The sequence below is a fragment of the Chromatiales bacterium genome (assembly GCA_020445605.1).
In the GTDB taxonomy this organism is placed as follows: domain Bacteria; phylum Pseudomonadota; class Gammaproteobacteria; order JAGRGH01; family JAGRGH01; genus JAGRGH01.
On record JAGRGH010000007.1, the window covers coordinates 13,460 to 33,552 of the forward strand.

Consider the following 20,093-nt stretch of genomic DNA (forward strand, 5'->3'; position numbering starts at 1 on the left):
CCAACATGGATGACCCGTCGCCGCGTGTTGCGTTCGTGCGCACCGCAGCCATCGCCAACGATCATGTGCTGCCCGCGCTGCGCAGCTGGAACCTCCAGCTTTCCGAACACGTAACCGCACTCGGCGCCGCGGCGGCGCTGATCGGAGATCGTTCCACGGCGCCGAAGGTCGCACTCATTGACGAGCGACTCATGGACCTGCCGGCGGAGTGGATCGCTCGCCAGTTCCGCGCCGACCCGGACCTGGGCGAGGTGCGCCTGGTGCTGCTCGCCGCGCCGCAGTCAGACGAGGAGCGCACCGACACCGACCTGTTCGACGCCATCGTGCGTGCTCCGATCGCCAAGACCGCGCTGTACGCCGCCGTCTTTGCAAGCGGTTCCACGCAGCGAGCGGCCGAACGCGGCAACGTGCTGTCCTTGCGTCGCCCCAACACCGCCGCGACGGCCTGGTCGATCCTAGTCGTCGACCATGATCGCGCTCGCAGCCACACCCTGACGCGCGGCATCGAGGCGGACGGCCATCGCGTATTTCAGGTCGACTCGGTCGATGCCGCCGTCGAAGTCGTTCTGGAACACGGCTTCGATGCCGTGGTGCTCGCCGAGGCCCTCGAATCGCGCCTGCTGCGGCTGCTCGTGCAACGACGGTCCAGCCGCCGGGGCGACGCGCTGCGACCACTGTTTTTTGTTCTGCGTGACGCGGCACCGAACCCACCGCGCGCCGGTGTCGCGGAACAGGTCGACGGCGAGCTGCGTTCTCCGTATCGCCCCGCAACCTTGCTCGCCGCCATCGCCGCCGGCGTGGAACGCCGCGCGCGCGATGCATGGGCCGTTCAGGGCCGTGCCGCCATCGAACAGGGTGACCGGATCATCGCGGATATCGACCCGAACCGACTGCGAGAACTCGCCGCGCTGGGAAGCGATTCGAACTTTCTGAACGACCTGTTCGACAGCTTTCTGGCCGAGGCCGACGACCTGCTCGCGGATCTGCGCGCGGCGCCGGTAGCGCGGGAAGCAGACCGGACGCGCGACCTCATCGAGAGCCTCGGCGCAACGGCGGCCAGCGTCGGCTGCATGCGAGTCTGGGATACCTGTCTGCGTGCGCATTCGGCGGTCGGCACCGAAGCATTCGCCGATGCGCTGTTGCAGATTGAACTGGCCTACACACTGGCGCGCGGGGCAATCCGGCAGCTGGCCCGACACCCGGCCACCGGCGCCTGACAGGCCGTTGCAAAGGCCTCGCACGTTCGAACCCAACCGCCCCGGCAGCACACGGCATCCCAGGTTCCAGCGGGCCATGCAGATCGCACATTCATGCCGGCCTTCAGGGAAGCTCTGATCAATCCATCCCGAATTGCCAGAGCGGCACGTCCATGTGTCGCGGGAAGCTCTGAATTTTGCAGCGTCTCCTTGGCCGATGAAGATGCAGGCAATGCAAAAACCCCCGATATTTCAGCCGCCGAGCCCTGACGACCGTTGAAGGATTGATCTGAGCTTCCATAGGCAACTTGCTGGCAAAACACGGAAGTTTCACAACAAAACTGCTATTTTCGGCTTACACCCAATGGCCCGCGGGTTTTGCGGGCACTTTGCCTACGATCCAGTGGCGTCGGAAGTCGCCGGATCAACACAGCCCAATCGTTAGCAGGATTCAACGGAGAGCCCCAATGAGCATGATTCAGCCCCTGACCCGCAGCACCCGGCCGACCCGCCTGGTGGTGGAAACCGATACCAACGGCCGCGCCGACTGGCTGCGTCTGCACTACGACGAACGCCCGTGCATGACCGAGTCCATCGTCAACGAGATGGCCGAACTGGCGAAGGAACGCAATCGCCCCGGCGCGCTGAACGCCGCGCGCTTTCAGGTGTTCACCTCAACGCACCCCGAGGTGTTTTCACTGGGCGGCGATCTTGAGCTGTTCGCGCAATGCATTCGCACGCAGGACCGCGACCGACTCGAACGCTACGCAAACCGCACGATCGATCTGATTCATGCGACCGCCAGCGGATCCGGCGACCATCCCGTCGAGTCGATCGCCGTCGTTGCCGGCATCGCACTGGGTGGCGGTTTCGAATCGGCCCTGGCCAACCACATGATCATCGCCGAGGAACGCGCACGCTTCGGCTTTCCCGAATGCACCTTCGGCATGTTCCCGGGCATGGGCGGCTACAGTTTCCTGAGCCGGCGCGTCGCACCGGGCATCGCACGCCGCATTGTCGCATCCGGCAAGATCTACACCGCACGCGAGATGTTCGAACTTGGCGTGGTCGATCTGCTGGTCGCCGACGGCGAGGGCGAACGCGCCGCGCGCCGCTATCTCGACCAGCAGGCGCAACGCGGCGACAGTGGTCGCTGGCTGAGCCGCGGGATCGCTGCGGCACATCCGGTGACACGCTCGGAACTCGATCACGTCGTCGAGGTGTGGATCGAAACCGCCATGCAGCTGGAACCGCGCAACCTTCGCCTCATGGACTATCTGGCAACCAACCAGCGCCGGCGCTGGATCGAACAGCCGGTGGCGCTGGCGGCTTCTGCCTGAGGGGCGTTTCTTCCGGATACGGCATAAGATAGGGCTGCCGGTGGCCGCGGGGCACGGTCACCGGCAAAACCGTTCACCCCTGTGGCCGTACGCAAGGTGCATGCCCTATGAGTACAAACAGTCTTCAGGCCGTCGCCGGCGCAATCGCGCGCCAGAAGATGATCGACGCCTCGACCATCCGCCCGGACACCACGCTGGAGGAACTCGGCGTGTCCTCGCTTGACGTGACGACCATCGCGTTCGAACTCGAAGAGGAATTCAACCTCTCGATCCCCAATGAGGCACTGGACGGCCTCACCACCGTGGCGGATGTCGTCACCCGGCTGAACGGACTGCTCGACGAGCGTTGACGGTCTTGCGCCGGACACCGTCATGGCGGCGGTGCGGCCTAGGGCCGCGGTCCATCCCGCGACGGCAACGCATGACTCGTTTCGAATACGTCGGCGTCAGCGTTCCGCAGCTTCAGCCCAGGCGGCTGCGATCCGTGCCGGCGAAACCTTCTCCGGTGCGCCGACCTCCTGTGCAAACACCTGAATCCGGTAGGACTCCACCAGCCAGCGGCGCGGGTCATCCGGCGCTGGCACCGTAACGGGTACCGCGTTCGCAAACTGCGCATACCGTTCGCGGTCACGCAGTGGATTCTGCCGGCGTTTTTCGATGCGCTTTTCCAGCGCCGCAAGGTAACGCGGCAGTTCAACGAACCGCTCCAGCGGGGTCACGGAAACGAAGCCGCGGTAGACCAGCGCGTTCAGCTGCCGGTCCATGTCGAGCCAGGCGGGGTCGGAAGTCTCAGCCGGCGCGCGTAGTGCGACGCGAATGCGATGCGCGGCACCGAGCATCACGCCAACACGTTGCGCCAGTTCGCGCGCCGCACCGGCCAGCCGCGGCGCGCCGGCTTCGAGCGCCGCGCCAAACGCCTGTGCGTCGCGAATCACCGCAGCGCCTGTGAAACAGCTCTGCTCGATCGCGCGCGCGGTCAGCGCGCGGCGCAGACCGGCGGCATCGAGCGGCAGCGGTTCGCGCTCCGGCAACGCCGGCAATGCGTGATACGGCAGCCATTCGCGATCGAACTCCGCCAGGCCGCGGTCGATCGCGCGCGCGGTGGCACCGAGTTCGCGGCGCGCGAGTGCGATCAGCCCGGCGCGGTGCGCGCGCGATGCGCCGATTGCGCTTGGCAACACGTCCAGATCGACGGCGCCGTCGGCGCGCGCGATCAGTGCCGGATAACCGGCCAGACCCTGGCCGAGGTCCACACGTTCCGGCAATGATCCAAAGTCCCACTGCGCGATTCCCGCGCGCGTGAACTGCCTGCGTGCAACCGTCGTGAACGCCTCGCCGGCGGCCGATCCCAGCCGGTGCTTGAGCGCAATGAGATCGCGCGAGCCTTGCAGATCGCGTCCCTGTTCGTTGATGACACAGAACCGCGGCCGCAGCCAGTCCGGCAACGCGCCGAAGTCGATCGCGGCCTCGGTCAGCTCGATGTCGGTCTCGCGCCGCACCGCGGCGACCAGCCAGCGTGCGACGCACGCGGCAGGCGGCGTGGATACCGCCAGCAGCGAACGCGCGCGGTCCGGCGCTGGCCCCAATGAACGACGCACCGCCTTCGGCAATCCACGCAGCAGTGCGGTCACGAGTTCCAGCTGCCAGCCCGGGACGATCTCGGCGCCGACGGAGTCGGCCACGAGCGGCAACGCGGCCAGCGGAAATCTGACCGTCAACCCGTCGTCGTCGGCGCCGGGGTTGTAGCGGTAGCTGAGTGCGAGCGATGTGCCTTCAACCGTCACCCGATCCGGGAACCGCGCGTCGATACCATCAGCCAACCCAGGGTCGAGCCAGTCGGCCAGCGTGAACCGCAGACGTTCGCCCTGCGGGTCGCCCGCGGCGTTCAGCCACGCCACCAGGCCCGGCGCATCGTGCACATCATCCGGCAGCCGCAGGGCGTAGACGTCCGCGATTTTCTGCGGTGAAGGCGTGATCTCCGGTCTGCGCAGGCGCTCACCGAGCGCCTCGATCCCGGCGAACAGTGCGCGGTTCGCGGCGTGGAAGGTCGGCAGCCGCGCCGGCAGGTCGCCGGCCAGCACTTCGTCGATGAAGATTCGCCTTGCACCGGCCGCATCGTGGCGCGCGAAATCCCCGCCGGGTCGCATGCCGAGCACCAGCTGGCCGTAATGGCGCCGCTCGCGACACTCGACCCGACCGCTGCGTTCGTTCCAATGCGGGTCGACCCATTCGCTGCGTATCCGCTCACGCGCGATCTGTTCGATCCAGCGCGGCTGCAGACGGGCGACGATCGCTGCCCGCACCTCGTGGGTCTGCACGAGTTCGGCGGCGAACACCCATGGCGGCGGCTTGCCCGCCAGTGCGGACTCCGGCGCGAGCCGGAACTGGCGGCCGCTCATCGCACGGTACAGGCCGTCGTGATCCAGCCTGCCGACCGTGTCACTGAATCCGGTCAGCAGTGCCAGATGCAGGGCCTCGTCCGGGCGCCGCGCCGCCGCCGCATTGATCCAGCCGAGTTCGCGGACCACGCGCCGCAACTGCCGATGTACGTCGCGCCATTCCCACAGCCGCGCCAGCGAAAGAAAATTGCGCTGACACCAGTCACGCAGCTCGGCGTTGGTGTGATGCACCCGCGCGGACTCGAAGCCATCCCAGAGTTTCAGCCAGCCGACAAAATCCGAGTGTTTTTCGGCGAACTGCGCATGCGCCTCGGCCGCGGCCTTGCGCGCGTGCTGCGGCCGCTCGCGCGGGTCCACGACCGACAGCGCCGCGCAGATGATCAGCGCCTGATCCAGCACCCCGCGCGCATGCGCCTCGTACAGGATGCGCCCGACGCGCGGATCGACCGGCAGCCGCGCCAGTGCACGGCCGATGTTCGTAAGCCGGCCACCGCGATCGAGCGCATGAAGCTCGACCAGCAGCCGCTCGCCGGCGGCGAGTGCGCTGGGGTCGGGAACGGTCGGAAACGCGAACGCCGCCGGTTCCTGCACGCCGATCCCGTGCAACTGCAGGACCACCGCCGCGAGATTGCTGCGAGTGATCTCCGGTTCGGTAAACCGCGGCCGGCGCGCAAAGTCGTCGGCGTCATACAGGCGCACGCATTCGCCCGGGGCGATGCGCCCGCACCGACCGGCGCGCTGGTTCGCGGCGGCCTGCGCAATCGGTTCCACCGGCAGCCGCGCAATCCGCGAGCGCGCGGAAAACCGGGCGATTCGCGCCAGTCCCGTATCGATGACCCAGCGCACGCGCGGCACGGTGATCGAGGTCTCCGCGACGTTCGTTGCGACCACGATCCGGGCACGCGATTGCGGATTGAAAACCCGCTGCTGTTCGATGGCCGGCAGGCGTGCATACAGCGGCAGGACCTCCACGCGCGGACCCAGCGCACGCGACAGCGCACGCGCCGTATCCCGAATCTCACGCTCGCCCGGCACGAACACCAGCCCGTCGCCGCCGCGCCCGGCGAGCAGGCGTCGCGCCTCGGCCACGATTGCCGCGGCCGTTTCCCGCGCATCCGCCAGCGGCGCATGGCGGATGTCGACGGGATACGAACGCCCGGGCACCTCGATCACCGGGGCACCGCCGAAGAAATCCGCGAACTGCTGTGGATCGATCGTCGCGGAGGTGATCAACACGCGAAGATCGTCGCGTCGTTCGATCAACCCGCGCAGATGTCCAAGCAACAGATCAATGTTGATCGAACGCTCATGGGCCTCGTCGATGATGATGGTGTCATAGGCGACCAGCGCACGGTCGCGCTGCAGCTCCGCAAGCAGAATGCCGTCGGTCATGAGCTTCACGCGGGTCAGCGCCGAGGTCGCATCCTCGAAACGCACCTTGCAGGCAACGGCATCGGTCCCGGCGACGCCGAGTTCGCTCGCAAGCCGTGCCGCGACACTGCGCGCGGCAATGCGTCGCGGCTGGGTGTGACCGATCCAGCCACCGCGCCCCCGCCCGGCGGCCAGACAGAGCTTCGGCAGCTGGGTGGTCTTGCCCGATCCGGTCTCGCCGCAGATCACGACGACCGGATGCGCGCGTACCGCTTCGATGATCGATTCGCCCGCGCCACAGATCGGCAGGTCCGGCGGGCAGCCGAGATCCAGCGGCAATGCCAGGCGCGCGCGCTGCGCACTGAGCGCGGCGTCCGCCTCGCGGCGGATGGCGGCCAGCAGATCGGCGCGCCGGTCCGACGGCTGACGCGCCGCCTCGCGCAGGCGGTGTGCGAACCGCCTTGCATCGTCCGCGCGCAGCTCGGCCAGCCGTTCGGGTTCCAGCCAGGGACGGGGTTCGGACTCGGGCACAGGGACTTGCGGATCGACGCTATACTGCGCGGCCTTGCGCCGCGGCAACGATTGTACGGGCGCCTCAGGGCCTGTTCGCACTCATCCGATCGCCGCTGTTGCCCCTGAAAAATCGCCAATCAAGGCACGAGGAAAGAAGTTTGGACATTCCAGATGTACGACGAGTGACAGCGAGCGTCGGCTTTTCAGGGGCCACCCCAAGGTTCAAACTTCAATCTGACTGAATGGGCCGTGCGCATTTTTTCGTATGACCGCGTTGTCATTCGCTCACATAGCGTGGCTATGCCACACTCATTCCGCCTTGCCATACGAAAAAATCCGTACGGCAGCGGTGACCGGATGAGTGCGAACAGGCCCTAGCGACCCACCGATTTGAATCCGGCCCTAGATCGACTCCAGCCCTACCCGTTCGAGCGACTGCGTGCGCTGTTCGCAGGCGCGCGTCCGCCCGCGGAACTCGCGCCGATCCGGCTGTCGATCGGCGAGCCTCAACACCCGACGCCGACGGCAATCCTCGCCGCCTTCGGGCAGGCGCTGACCGGCATCGCGCACTACCCGGTCACGCGCGGCGAACCGGCGCTGCGTGAAACCTGCGCGGCCTGGGCCAGCCGCCGCTTCGGACTGTCGCGGGCGCTGGACCCGGAACGCGAGGTCCTGCCCGTCAACGGCACGCGCGAGGCGCTGTTTGCGATTGCGCAGACCCTCGTTGACGTGCGTGCGCGGCCGCTGGTGGCGATGCCCAATCCGTTCTATCAGATCTATGAGGGCGCGGCCCTGCTCGCGGGCGGCACCCCGTACCTGCTGCCGAACGACGGCGCTGGGCGCGTGGACCTCGCCGCGGTCCCGGCCGCGGTCTGGGACCGCGTGTCGCTGGTCTATCTCTGCTCGCCGGCCAACCCGGCCGGCCATGTGCTGAGTCTTGCGCAACTGACGCCGGCGCTGGATCTCGCCGACCGACACGGGTTCGTGGTGTGCGCGGACGAGTGCTATTCGGAGATCTACCCCGACGAAGCCGTTCCGCCGCCGGGCCTGTTGGCGGCCTGCGCGCGCAGCGGGCGCGACGGCTACGAACGGGCGCTGGTGTTTCACAGTCTTTCCAAACGCTCCAATGCGCCCGGGCTGCGCTCGGGTTTCGTCGCCGGCGACGCGAAGCTCATCGAGGCATTCCACCGCTACCGCACCTACCACGGCTGCGCGATGCCGCCGCCGCAGCAGGCGGCCTCCATCGCGGCCTGGAACGACGAGGCCCATGTGGTCGGCAACCGCGCCATGTATCGCGCGAAGTTCGCCGCGGTGCTCGACGCGCTCGGCGGCTGCCTGGACGTGGGCCTGCCCGAGGGCGGTTTTTATCTCTGGCCGCGCACGCCCGTGGACGACGAGCGCTTCGCGCGCGAACTGTATGCGCAAAAGCACGTGAGCGTGCTGCCCGGGCGCTATCTGTCACGTCCGATCGACGGTGCGGACCCCGGCGCCGGCCGCGTGCGCATCGCGCTGGTCGCGCCGATCGACGAATGCGTCAGCGCCGCCAAGCGCATCCGTGAATTCGTACACTCTTTGTGAATACTGACCCAGTTCCGAGGAATCCATGAACGATCTGCAATCGATTATTGACGCCGCATTCGAACGCCGCGGCGAAATCACGCCCCGCTCTGTCGACACCCCGGTGCGCGAGGCCGTGCTCGAAGCCGTCGATCTGCTCGATCGCGGCGAGATGCGCGTCGCCGAAAAGATCGACGGCCGGTGGCGCGTGAACGAATGGCTGAAGAAGGCCGTGCTGCTGTCGTTCCGCATCCAGGACAACACGATGCTCAAGGGCGGCTTCACGAACTACTACGACAAGGTGCCGCCGAAGTTCGCCGACTACAACTCGCGCCAGTTCCGCGAGGGCGGCGTGCGCGTGGTGCCGCCGGCCAGTGCGCGACGCGGCGCCTACATCGCGCCAGGCGTCGTGCTGATGCCGTCGTATGTGAACATCGGCGCGTATGTGGATTCCGGCACCATGGTCGACACCTGGGCCACCGTCGGATCGTGCGCGCAGATCGGCAAGAACGTGCACCTGTCCGGCGGCGTTGGCATCGGCGGTGTGCTGGAACCGCTTCAGGCCGCACCGACCATCATCGAGGACAACTGCTTCATCGGCGCGCGCTCCGAAGTGGTCGAGGGCGTGATCGTCGAGGAAGGCTCGGTGATTTCCATGGGCGTCTACATCGGCCAGAGCACGCGCATCTACGATCGTGAACGCGACGAGGTCATCTACGGCCGCATACCGGCCGGTTCCGTCGTCGTCTCCGGCAACCTGCCTTCGAACGACGGCAAGTACAGCCTGTACTGCGCGGTGATCGTCAAACGCGTCGATGAAAAGACCCGCTCGAAGGTCGGCATCAACGAACTGCTGCGCTCGATCTGAACGCCGGCGCAAGCATGGATTCCACACTGGAACTGGCCGCGGAACTCATACGGCGCCAGTCGGTTACGCCCGCCGACGAAGGCTGCCAGCAGGCGCTCGGGGATCTGCTCGCCGAGGACGGTTTCACGGTCGAGCACCTGCGCTTCGGCAAGGTCGACAATCTGTGGGCGCGCCACGGCACCGACGGGCCGCTGGTGGTGTTTCTCGGGCATACCGATGTCGTGCCGACGGGCCCGGCCGAACGCTGGAGTTCGCCGCCGTTCGAGCCGACCCTGCGTGACGGCATTCTTTACGGTCGCGGCGCGGCGGACATGAAGGGCTCGGTCGCGGCCTTCGTGCTGGCGGCCGGGGACTTCGTGCGCGCAAACCCGAATCATCCGGGCTCGGTCGCGGTACTCCTGACCAGCGACGAAGAAGGCCCGGCCACCGACGGCACGGTGCGGGTCGTGGAAACCCTGGCCGAACGCGGTGAGCGGATCGACTACTGCATCGTCGGCGAGCCGTCCTCGCGCGAACGGCTTGGCGATGTCATCAAGGTCGGCCGGCGCGGCTCGCTGGGCCTGCGCATCGTCGTGCACGGCACCCAGGGCCATGTCGCCTACCCGCACCTGGTCGACAACCCGATCCACCGGCTGGCGGCGATCCTCGCCGACCTCGCCGCCGAGCGCTGGGACGACGGCGAAGGTCCGTTCCCGCCGACGAGCTTTCAGGTCTCCAACCTGCACGCCGGCACGGGCGCGGACAACGTCGTGCCCGGCACCGCCGAGGCGCTGTGCAACTGGCGTTTCTCCACGGCGCTGGACGAGGGCCGGATCCGGGCCCGGGTCGAAGCGATCGCGGCACGGCACGCGGAGTCGGTCGACTGGCACTGGCGGCTCTCGGGTCAGCCGTTCCTGACCCGCGGCGGGCGCCTGGTCGAGGCCGTGGCGGGCGCGGTGCGGTCGGTCGCCGGCATCGATCCGGAACGCTCCACGGCCGGCGGGACCTCGGACGGCCGTTTTGTGGCCCCGACCGGGGCCGAAGTCGTGGAACTCGGCCCGGTCAACGCCTCGATCCACAAGATCGACGAACACGTGCGCGCCGAGGATCTCAGCGCCCTGCGCGGCATGTATCTGGCCGCGGTGACGGAACTGCTGTCGAAGAATTGAACACCATCGGACCGGAAACCCCGCATCAGCGTCAAAATTTTTTACACTCGGGGCAGGCCGCCACCCCGCCTCGATCTCAACTCATTGTTTATTCTGAACATTTTTTTCTGGCACGGAAGTTGTATCTCTCCATCACAACGCGCTCGCGCGAAATTCACAACGCAAGGTAACCCGAGATGAAAAAGCTCCACATCCTGTCCCTGCTTGCCGGTTCGGCCCTGCTCTGGTCGGCTGGCGCCAGCGCCCTGCTGATCGACGACTTCGCCACCGATCAGGCACTTAGTGTCCAGAACGGCAGCACGAACGGCCCTGCCGGCGGCAGCGTCGCTGGCCCGGGTATCTTGGGTGGCACGCGCAATGTGGTCGCGGATGCGACGGCGACCGGCCCGAGCTCCGCGTTCCTGGACGTCGTGGCCGGCTCCGGCGCGACCCCGCCGGGTTCGCTGAACATCAGCAATGCGACGGGCGTGAATGGCGTCGTCATCCTCACCTACGACGCGGCTGGAGCTGGGCTTGGCGGGGCTGACCTGACCGACGGCAGCGGTATCGGTTTCCAGGTCATCTCGATCGACCTCTCCGTATCCGTCCTGATTGAACTGACGGAAACTGCGGGGGCGGGTGGATCAACCGCTTCGCGCGTCGCCTCGTTTGCGGGTCCCGGTCCGGCGTCGTTCTCGTTCGCATCGTTCGCAAACATCGCGAACGTCGACCTGACGAGCATCGATCGCGTTCGGCTGACCTTCAGCAATCCGGCCACGGCTTGGGACGGTGCGATTGACTTCATCTCGACCACGATCTCCGAGCCGAGCGCCATTGCGCTGTTCGGTCTGGGCCTGCTGGGTCTGGGCGCCGCGCGCATCCGTCGCGCCAAGGCCTGATCCAGAAAGCCTCCAGCTGGAGCTTTTGAAAGGGCGCCTTCGGGCGCCCTTTTTTATGGCCGGGCGTTCAGGGTCCCGGAGCGGCGCTGGAACCCCGCCGCAGGCAGGCAGCCAGGGTCTCGGGCAACTCCTGTACCGCGCTGACCCGCACCGTCTTCTGCCGGCCGCGCAGACCACGCGCCAGTACAACGTTGCGCGGCGCAACGCCGAACAGCTCCGCGAGATAACGAACCACCTCGGCATTCGCGCGTCCGTCCACCGGCGGCGAAGCGATTGCCAGCTTCAGCCGCCCGCCGTGCAGGCCGGTCACCGCGGTTTTGCGCGCGCCGGGAACGACGTGCAGTTCAAGCACAAGGTCTCCGTGGTCCCGGCGCACCCAGCAAGCCTCAATGGCCATCCGGCCGCCCCGCACTCACCCGGGACCTTCCGCGGTCGACCGCCGGTCGCCACACGGTAACCGCGTGGGGCGTTCTACAATGCCGTGCTTGTCGCGCCACAAAAGTCTGGTCGATGAAATTCGCGTTCCGACCCTGTCTGCTCGCCGCGCTATGTGCCGCCACGGCATCACCGACCGCGTCGGGCTCCGGCCCGGCGCCATTGCCCATCGCGGATATCCACCTGCATTACAAGTGGAACCAGGCCGAGAGCCTCAATCCGCAAGAGGCCTTGCAGCGCCTGCGTGCCAACCATGTCGTGCTGGGCGTGGTCATCGGCACGCCACCCGAGCGCGCGCTGGATCTCTCCGCACTCGCGCCCGACACGGTGCGTGCATGGTATGGCCCGTATCGCACGCCGCGCGACTGGTCGCGCTGGTATCGCGACGAATCCCTGCCCGTGCGCGCCCGAGCGGCACTTGCCGGCGGGCGCTACCAGGGCATCGGCGAACTGCATCTGATCGGCGGCTTTGCGCCGCGATCCGAACACGCTGGTATCGCGGCGCTGTTTGAAGTCGCGGGCGAGTTTTCCGTGCCGGTGCTTGCGCATGTGGAGTTCGGCCGCGCCGACTATGTGATCGGCCTGTGCAGCGCCCATGCACGCACTCGCATCCTGCTCGCGCACGCCGGCGCCCCGATGTCGGTCGCACAGGTGGCGCGAGCGCTCGAAGCCTGTCCGAACCTGTTTGTGGAACTGTCTGCACGCGATCCATGGCGTTATGGATCGAGCCCGATTGCCGACGAACAGGGTCGACTGCTGCCGGCATGGCGCGAGCTGGTGCTGAACCACGCGGATCGTTTCATGGTCGGGTCGGATCCGGTCTGGCCCGTGGACCAGCTGGATGCCTGGGACAGCGTGGATACCGGCTGGGATCGCATCGGGGATTTCCTGGACTTCCACCGTGGCTGGCTCGCCGACACTCCGGAGCCGGCGCGATCGGATATCGCCTCGCGCAACGCCTTACGGCTGTTCGGCCTGGGCCCCTGAAGCGGCGCGGCGGTCCGAAGCCACCGGCTCACCGATCAGCAGGGGAATCGACGGCGCCCACTCCAGCCACTCCGGCTCCGGACGTTCGTGCAAACGAAAGCTCGCGCCCTCGGCAACCTGCGGGCCCGGCTGTTCAGGTAACTCTGCACCCTCGACTTCGCCCTTGACGGTCCCCGCGCCGCCGGGCGTCGCAAACGCCACTCCGCCGGCGGCAATGGTCTCCAGCGTGCCGGAGCGCAGCTTCAGCCCGCTGACCAGTCCGAACTCCACATCGAGCCCGCTGACGTTCCAGAACCTCGAGTTCTCGCGCACCAGCGCGACATAGGGCGCATCGATCCGCGCTGTGATCACGACGCGATCACCAAGATCGCCGAGACTCACGGCCTCGACCGCACCAACGGCGATCTCACGGTACTGCACCGGATTGCCGACCCGCACCGAGCCGACACGATCCGCTTCCAGCAGGACATGCAGCGCGCCAACCTGCGCGCCCGAAGCGTCCGCCCCGCCGACCACGAACCGGCGTTCTGGACTCCCCGGACCGGGCACGAGCTCAAGGTAGGCGCCGGTGATCAGGGTGTCGAGATTCGCGACGCCGCCGAGCCCGATCTCGGCGGAAACCTCACGGAAGCGCGTACCCGTCCGGGCCAGGTGCGCGGCCTCGTCATACAGCAGGACCTGTGCACGCAGTGCGTCGCCAGCAAGCCGCAGTCGCTGAACACGGCCGACCCGGGCACCGCCATAGCGAATCTCGGCCTTCGGTCCAATCCTGCTTTGCAGCGCGAGCCGCAGTTCGATGCTGGTGCCGCCGCGTTCGGCGGCCTCCGCGTCGTCGAACAGTTCGTAGACGGCCGGCGTCTGACTCGTGCTCGGCGCGAGATCGGCAAATTCGATGCCGCCGCGCAAGATCGTGTCGGCCACCGCCGTACGCAGTTCGATGCCGTCCAGCCCGGCGCGGAACTCCACGGGCGCGATACGCCAGAACCGCGTTCGCGCCCCCACCTTGGCGGCATGGGCGGAGTCGATCGAAAGCAGCAGCCGCACCCCGCCGCCATCGGCCAGCTCGGCGCCGTCGACCCGGCCGACTTCTACGCCGAGGTGGCGCACGGGCGCGCCGCTGGCCAGTCCGTCGAGCGTGTCGGCCCGTAGCTCCACCCGGGTTGCGGTCGCGTGACCGGCGAACGCCGCGGCGCGATCGGGGTACAGTCGGAAGCGCTGGCCCGATGCCGCAGGCTCGCCACCGTCGCTGTCGAAGGAGATGGCGCCCAGCAGCAGCCCGGCGAGTGGTCCGCTGTGCCACTCGAACCCGGCCGTGCCAATCGACACCGAAGCCCCGCCGCTGACCCAGAAGCGCGAATCGGCACGTACGCGTTCGCGATGCGATGCGTCGATGTGCAGTTCCGTACGCACCTGCCCGGCGCGGTTCAGCCACGACCGCACGACCTCGCCGACCGCGACGCCGTGAAAGTAGACCGGCGCGCCGCGCGTGAGCGCAGGCTGTTCGTCGGACTCGAGCACGACGCGCAACACGGCGTCGGCATCGGCGCCGGTGCTCAATCGCCCGTCGGCATTGGCGGCACCGAAATCCTCGTAGAGGTGAAACCGCCGCCGCTCGGCCGGCAGCACACCGTTCGCCGTCCGTCGATACGCGGGCGTCTGAAACTCGATTCCGCCGGCGAGCAGGTCGGCGACCGATGGCAGGCTCACGTCGAGACCGCGTGCGGTGAGGTCGATGGCGGTACGTCCCCGGCGCCAGAAACGGGTGTCGGGATGCACGAGATCGACGTAGGCCGGGTCGATGTGCACGTCGACCAGAATCCCCTGCCGGTCCTGGTCGAGTTCGACCTGCTGGACCGAACCGACCTTCACATCCCGATGCGTAACCGGGGCGCCCTGCGCGAGTGCGCCGACCCGCGGCGCGTCCAGCCAGAGCCGCAGGCCTGCCGCATCGGCCGGCAGGCCCGGTGCGCCGGCCAGCGCGATGAAACTGCGTGTCGGCATGCCATCGCCCGGCTGGCCCGCGATATAGCGCCCGGCCAGCAGCGTATCGAAACCGCTGGCACCGGCCGCCGACAGCTCGGGCTTGACCAGCCAGAACTGCGTGCCGGTATTGAGCAGCGATTCGAAACGCGGATCGAACATCGCCTCGGCAAGCACTTCGGAAAGGTCGGGTCGATAGCTCAGGCGCTGCACGACACCGATGTCGATCCCGTTGATGCGAATCTTGGTCGTCCCGGCGACCAGTCCGTCGGCCCGCGCAAAGCGGATGGTCGCCGCAATGCCCACCGCCGCGGCCTCGACGCTCTCGTACAGCGGAAAACTCGCGCCCTCGGCAACCGGTTTGCCACGCTCGACCTCATCGGGATTGTGGAAGGCAATCCCGCCGATCAGCATCGATTCGATCGATTCGGTGCGAACCTTCACTCCGGAGAGCGAACCCTCGATCGCAAAACCCGAAACGTTCCAGAACCTGGACGTCGTTGTGACCAGGTGCTGGAAGCGCTGCTGGACAAAGACATCGATATGCACCTTGCGATCGTCGGCAAGCCGAACGCCGAGCACCTCACCGACGCGTATCTCCCGATACAGCAGCGGCGAGCCGACACCGATGGAACCCCGCTCGGCGGCGGTCAGTTCGATCCGCAGGCCCTCGTCGTAGATCAGATTTGGCGGGTCCTTGAGCGCAACGAAGTGCTTGCGCGGCTCGCCCTCGCCGGGGTGCACCGCTATGTAGTCGCCCGACAGCAGGGTCTCCAGGCCCGAGACACCGGCGACCGAGAGTCGCGGTCGCACGATCCAGAACCGCGTGTCGCTGCGCAGGGCATCGGCCATTTCGGCATGCAGTTCGACTTCGACCAGCACCTTGCTGAGCGGCTCGTCCAGACGCACCGAACGCACCTTGCCGACCGCGACACCGCGGTACACCACCGCGGTCTTGTCCGCTTCGATTCCATGCGCGGATTCGAACTCGATCGTCACGACCGGGCCGCGGGTGTGGTAGCCCGTGTACAGCAGCCATGCGGCGAGCACGACGGCCGCGAGTGGCACGGCCCAGACGAGGCCCAGACCGCGGCGTGCGCCGAGATCCGGCGACGGCAGCTCCGGTTCGTCGTCAGCGGGCACGGACATCGTTGTCCCACATCACGCGCGGATCGAACCGGCTCGCCGCAAGCATGGTCAGAATCACCACGGCCGCAAACGCACTCGCGCCGGTGCCGGCCGTGACGACGGCGATCTTGCCCAGGTCGACCAGCGCGACCAGCAGCGCAATCACAAACACATCCAGCATGGACCAGCGACCGATCAGCACCGTGGCATTGTAGAGACGCGTGCGCAGACGTGGCGTGAGCCGCGATGCACGACGCAGCGAAAACAGCAGGATCATCAGCACAACGATCTTGGTCACCGGCACGACAATGCTGGCAACGAACACGATGCTGGCCACCGGATACATACCGGAACGCCACAGCTCCACGACGCCGTCGATGATCGTGACCGGTTCGCCGCTGCCGAAACGCTGCATCGTCAGGATCGGCAGCAGGTTCGCGGGCACATACATCACGATCGCCGCGACCAGCAGCGCCCAGGTCGCCGCCTCGTGAGCCGGCTTGCGCAGGTGGATGGGCGCGCGACAGCGTGCGCACTTGTGCGGGTCGGCCGCATGCGGCTGCACGTGACCACAGACGTGGCAGCGCGACAGCGAGCGTGAGCGCGCAGTGACCGGTTCAGCCATGCGGGCGCGCAATGCCGTTCCAGGCGCTGTCGCGATCCTCGACGCGCTGCAGGGCAATCAGCACCACGAACAGCGCGCCGAGCGCAATCAGTCCGCCACCGACATGCACCGCCGCGAGATCGCGCAGCTTGATCATCGACACCATCACGCCGAGCAGATAGATCTCGAGCATGCCCCATTCCTCGATGCCATGCAGCACGCGCAGGGCGCGTGCCGACTTGCGGCCGGTCCGCCGGCGCAGCACCGCCACGTTGACCAGCAGATGAACGCCAAGCTGCACCAGCGGCGCGATCAAACCGAACAGCGCCACCCACAGCGCGACATCCCAGTCGCCGTGCGCGAGCAGCGCCGCGACGCTCTCCGTCATGGAGACCTCGCGGGCGCGGCCCAGTGCGTCCAGACGCATGATCGGCAGCAGCACGGCCGGCCACCACAACATCAGGCCCGCGAACGACAACGCCACGGCACGCTCCGCCGCGCGCGGGCGGAAGCGATAGACCACGCTGGCACAACGCGGGCAGCGCGCAGTGTGCGCCTTCGCGGTCTCGACACGACCCACGATCAGGTCGCAGCCCGGGCAGGCGTGTGCGCGCGGCGTTACCGGATCGTCCATCAAGCCACTAAAGCAAAAACCCCGTCGTGGCGACAAGCCACAACGGGGTTTCTTCAGAGCTCCGGCCGAATCGGTATCCCTAGCAGGTTGTTGAAAAAGGCCTCTCCATGGCCTTTTCAACGTCGCAACCGAAAAGCGTGGTTTTCGGTTGCTCACGAAAATCAAACACTTGCATGTTCGATTTTCGGGCGAGACGTCCCTGTCTCGCGCTATCAGACTGTTGAAATGAGAATTTCAACAGCCTGCTAGCGGCCGTTCGCTGAAACGCGCGGCGGGCGATCAGCCGCAGCCGCCACCGGATGAACCGCAGGCCGAGCAGCCACCGCTGCCACCGACCGCCGCAAACACGTTGTTGAACACGAAGCTGGCCTGGCCCATGCCGCGGTCGACGAAGTCGATCTCGACGCCGCGCAGGAAGTTCAGCGCGACCGCATCGACATAGACCTTGTAGCCTTCGCCTTCGAGCACGGCATCGTGTTCGTTGCGGCTGTCGGTGAAGGTCATGCCGTAGCTCATGCCGCCGCAGCCCCCGCCCGTCACGAAGATGCGCACGGCTTCGATGTCGCCGTCGTCGACTTCGCGGAACAGTTCGGCGAGCTTGTCGGCCGCCGCTGGGGTGATTGCAATGTCCTCGTCGCCGAGGCGGGTTTCGAACACGGGGCTGGACGAAACCGGGGAAACTTGTGCAGTCTGCATGGGATTGACCTCCGCGACCTGTCGCCGCGATCAGTTGTTTACTGGATTGGTCGGAATTTTACACCGGCACGACCGCATACTCCATACGCACCCACCCGCCACCCTGATGCCCGCCGAATCCCCCCGCGTGCCGCGCCGTCCCGTCGTTCTGGTGTTCGCCGGTCATGACCCGGGCGGCGGCGCGGGAATTCAGGCCGACATCGAGGCCATCGGCGCCATGGGCGCCCACGCCGCGACGGTGGTGACCGCGCTGACCGTGCAGGACACGGTCGGGGTCACGGCCATCGGCGCCGTGTCGTCCGAATCGATTCGCGCGCAGGCTGGCGCCATCCTGGCCGACTGCCCGGTTGCCGCGATCAAGACAGGCCTGCTGCCGAGCGCCGAAATCGTGGAAACCGTCGCCGGACTGGTGCGGGGTTGCGGAGTCCCGCTCGTGGTCGACCCGGTACTGCGCTCGGGCGCCGGCGACGCGCTGACCGATCCGGCCGTCGTTCGCGCACTCATCGAACGGCTGCTGCCGCTCGCGACCATCTCAACCCCCAACGCGGCCGAGGCCTGTGCGCTGGCCGGTCTGCCGGCCGATCGGGCCGCAACAGCGGCGTCGGACCTCAGCCGGACCGCCGGTTGCAGCGTGCTGCTGACCGGCGGGGACGTGATCGAATCCCCGGACGAGGTCGTCAACCGCCTGTTCGCAGAAGGCAGAGAGCGCCGCCAATGGCGCTGGCCACGCCTGCCCGGCGCCTATCACGGCTCCGGCTGCACCCTAGCCGCGGCGCTCGCGGCGCGGCTGGCGGCCGGGGATTCACTGGACGCAGCCTGCGAACTCGCACAGTCATTCACCGACCGGGCGCTAGGCGCGGCCTTTCGCAGCGGACGCGGTCAGCTCATACCGGGTCGCCGCGGCGGCGGTCCGGCAACGCCGTCCGGTTCCAGCTAGGGAAACTCTGAATTGTCAGAGTTTCCCGCAGCACATGGACGCGCTGCCATTTTCAACGGGTGTAACACGTTGAAAATGAAAGAAAGCGAAAAATCGCATTTTTTCGTTTTCTGCGCTCTGGCAATCTGGGATGGATTGATCAGAGCTTCCCTAGGAATCACCTGTCCGGGCCTGCAGCTGGCGCTTGAGCTCCATCGCCGCGCGCGTATAGGCCGCGCCGCGACCATCGATGAAATGCACGTGCGCGCGGTCGTAGTCCGAGATCATGCAGGTGACCAGCGAATGCGAACTGGTGTGCATGCCGTAGACGATACGCCCGGTGCGGCGTAATTCGTCCAGGTACTCGACCAGTTGCCCGCGCTGGGCAGGCGTGCCCGACACCATCATGCGCAACATGTCATCAAAGCGCTGAAAGTCCGTATGCTCAACCAGCCGCTCGCGATAGCGAGCCCAATCGGTCTGCCCGGTTCGCGTGCCACGATTCATAAGCCACCGTCCCACTGCAGTCAGGGCAAGCAGCTTCACGAAATAGAGCGCGCGCCGATACCACGGCAGCAGCCCCGCACGAATGCGCACCTCGACGCCCAGCTTCGCCGGACTCGAGGACAGACGCATAGCGGATGGCTCAAGTGGACGACAGCGCTCGACGCATCCATAGATTTCGCGCAATCGGGCAAGGATTTCGGCGTAGAGGTCGACATCGCGATCAATGACCTGCACCAACAGATTGACCACCTCCCCGCTCGGTGCGGGAATCTCGCCCCAGCGGCATTCGAATCCTCGCAGGAGGTCGTCTTCAATCGGTCTGTCGCCAGCCGCACCCTCCGCAAGGAGATAGCGGCCCGCCGCGTCTTTGATCATGCGCTCGGCCGCGCTGAGACCGCGGCCACCAAAAATCGCCTGATCATAGTGCGCGCTCGGCGCGAAACGGCCGATCAGAACGTCATCTCCGTGTGCGCGAACGTCTGCAATCGGCACAAAGCCGATGCGCAGTTTCAGCGCAAACCGGCGTTGCGCGATGGTCCGCGCCACGACCAATGCCTGCTCCACCCGCCCGCGCAGGTCGCCTGGAATACAAAATGAGGCGCCATCGCCGCCAAAGGTGTACGGAATCGGGATGCCCCGGCTCGCGTTGAGCGTGGCGACGATGGCTGCCGCACCGATGGCATTGACCTCGCGATAGCGTCCGGCTTCCACCGCTCGCGTGGAGTCGGCGATATCGGCGACGACGACCAGCCAGTCGTCCGGCAACGGCGTGAGCAGCGCCAGATCGAGGAACGCATCAAACTCCGCGTGACCCGGAAGATCGCGGTAGAACCAGCGTGTGGTGCCGGCCGCCGCCACGCCGCCGGGCGGCTGTTGGTCAGCGTTCGACGAAGTTCCAGTCAAGGCAGAAATCCGAAAGGTGCGATCGGGCGCGAT

At 67.0% G+C, this 20,093-nt stretch carries 16 protein-coding genes; 9 read left to right on the top strand and 7 right to left on the bottom strand.

All coding sequences use genetic code 11. The features are described from left to right. Positions 1-5: 5 nt before the first annotated feature. The 3 genes from KDG50_01635 (at position 6) to KDG50_01645 (ending at position 2,886) form a co-directional block, all read left to right on the top strand. Complete coding sequence (locus KDG50_01635; protein MCB1864105.1) at positions 6-1,217, top strand: hypothetical protein; 1,212 nt, start codon at positions 6-8, stop codon at positions 1,215-1,217. Between the two features lie 446 nt (positions 1,218-1,663). Beyond that, positions 1,664-2,536 carry an enoyl-CoA hydratase/isomerase family protein gene (locus KDG50_01640; GenBank protein MCB1864106.1) on the top strand — a complete coding sequence of 291 codons (873 nt, stop codon included), beginning with the start codon at positions 1,664-1,666 and terminating at the stop codon, positions 2,534-2,536. Between the two features lie 107 nt (positions 2,537-2,643). Continuing rightward, a complete protein-coding gene (locus KDG50_01645; GenBank protein ID MCB1864107.1) occupies positions 2,644-2,886 on the top strand; it encodes a hypothetical protein in 243 nt (80 codons plus the stop codon). A 96-nt stretch (positions 2,887-2,982) separates the two neighbouring features. Here KDG50_01645 and hrpA read toward each other — a convergent pair whose 3' ends face one another. Continuing rightward, positions 2,983-6,837, bottom strand: coding sequence for an ATP-dependent RNA helicase HrpA (gene hrpA / locus KDG50_01650; protein ID MCB1864108.1), 3,855 nt, complete (start codon positions 6,835-6,837; stop codon positions 2,983-2,985). Positions 6,838-7,209: 372 nt separating this feature from the next. Between hrpA and dapC the strand changes: the two genes are divergently transcribed. The 4 genes from dapC to KDG50_01670 all read left to right on the top strand — a co-directional run bounded on the left by dapC (position 7,210) and on the right by KDG50_01670 (position 11,270). Further along, positions 7,210-8,397, top strand: a complete 1,188-nt coding sequence (gene dapC / locus KDG50_01655; protein MCB1864109.1) for a succinyldiaminopimelate transaminase — start codon at positions 7,210-7,212, stop codon at positions 8,395-8,397. 25 nt (positions 8,398-8,422) lie between these two features. Further along, the gene (gene dapD, locus KDG50_01660; GenBank protein MCB1864110.1) at positions 8,423-9,244 is read left to right on the top strand and encodes a 2,3,4,5-tetrahydropyridine-2,6-dicarboxylate N-succinyltransferase; all 822 of its coding nucleotides are present in this window, start codon (positions 8,423-8,425) and stop codon (positions 9,242-9,244) included. Positions 9,245-9,258: 14 nt separating this feature from the next. After that, positions 9,259-10,392, top strand: a complete 1,134-nt coding sequence (dapE, locus tag KDG50_01665; protein MCB1864111.1) for a succinyl-diaminopimelate desuccinylase — start codon at positions 9,259-9,261, stop codon at positions 10,390-10,392. Positions 10,393-10,568: 176 nt separating this feature from the next. Continuing rightward, positions 10,569-11,270, top strand: a complete 702-nt coding sequence (locus KDG50_01670; protein ID MCB1864112.1) for a PEP-CTERM sorting domain-containing protein — start codon at positions 10,569-10,571, stop codon at positions 11,268-11,270. A 67-nt stretch (positions 11,271-11,337) separates the two neighbouring features. On the opposite strand, the gene KDG50_01675 is transcribed toward KDG50_01670, so the two are convergent. After that, entirely contained in the window at positions 11,338-11,622 is a 285-nt protein-coding gene (locus tag KDG50_01675) for a YggU family protein (protein ID MCB1864113.1), read from the bottom strand. Positions 11,623-11,780: 158 nt separating this feature from the next. On the opposite strand from KDG50_01675, the gene KDG50_01680 reads away from it, so the two are divergent. Then, on the top strand, positions 11,781-12,692 hold the full coding sequence (locus tag KDG50_01680) for an amidohydrolase family protein (protein MCB1864114.1): 912 nt from the start codon (positions 11,781-11,783) through the stop codon (positions 12,690-12,692). Here KDG50_01680 and KDG50_01685 read toward each other — a convergent pair. The 4 genes from KDG50_01685 to KDG50_01700 all read right to left on the bottom strand — a co-directional run bounded on the left by KDG50_01685 (position 12,666) and on the right by KDG50_01700 (position 17,734). Further along, positions 12,666-15,821 carry an MCE family protein gene (locus tag KDG50_01685; protein MCB1864115.1) on the bottom strand — a complete coding sequence of 1,052 codons (3,156 nt, stop codon included), beginning with the start codon at positions 15,819-15,821 and terminating at the stop codon, positions 12,666-12,668. The two genes, KDG50_01680 and KDG50_01685, sit on opposite strands and share 27 nt — an antisense overlap. After that, positions 15,805-16,425, bottom strand: a complete 621-nt coding sequence (locus tag KDG50_01690) for a paraquat-inducible protein A (protein ID MCB1864116.1) — start codon at positions 16,423-16,425, stop codon at positions 15,805-15,807. The genes KDG50_01685 and KDG50_01690 overlap by 17 nt, the downstream gene beginning before the upstream one ends. Then, entirely contained in the window at positions 16,418-17,038 is a 621-nt protein-coding gene (locus KDG50_01695; GenBank protein MCB1864117.1) for a paraquat-inducible protein A, read from the bottom strand. The genes KDG50_01690 and KDG50_01695 overlap by 8 nt, the downstream gene beginning before the upstream one ends. Positions 17,039-17,317: 279 nt before the next feature. Further along, complete coding sequence (locus KDG50_01700; GenBank protein ID MCB1864118.1) at positions 17,318-17,734, bottom strand: iron-sulfur cluster assembly accessory protein; 417 nt, start codon at positions 17,732-17,734, stop codon at positions 17,318-17,320. 106 nt (positions 17,735-17,840) lie between these two features. On the opposite strand from KDG50_01700, the gene KDG50_01705 reads away from it, so the two are divergent. Beyond that, the gene (locus KDG50_01705; protein ID MCB1864119.1) at positions 17,841-18,671 is read left to right on the top strand and encodes a hydroxymethylpyrimidine/phosphomethylpyrimidine kinase; all 831 of its coding nucleotides are present in this window, start codon (positions 17,841-17,843) and stop codon (positions 18,669-18,671) included. A gap of 150 nt (positions 18,672-18,821) precedes the next feature. Here the strand turns inward: KDG50_01705 and KDG50_01710 are convergent, their stop codons facing one another. Further along, positions 18,822-20,060 carry a DUF3095 domain-containing protein gene (locus KDG50_01710; protein ID MCB1864120.1) on the bottom strand — a complete coding sequence of 413 codons (1,239 nt, stop codon included), beginning with the start codon at positions 20,058-20,060 and terminating at the stop codon, positions 18,822-18,824. Positions 20,061-20,093 lie beyond the last annotated feature (33 nt).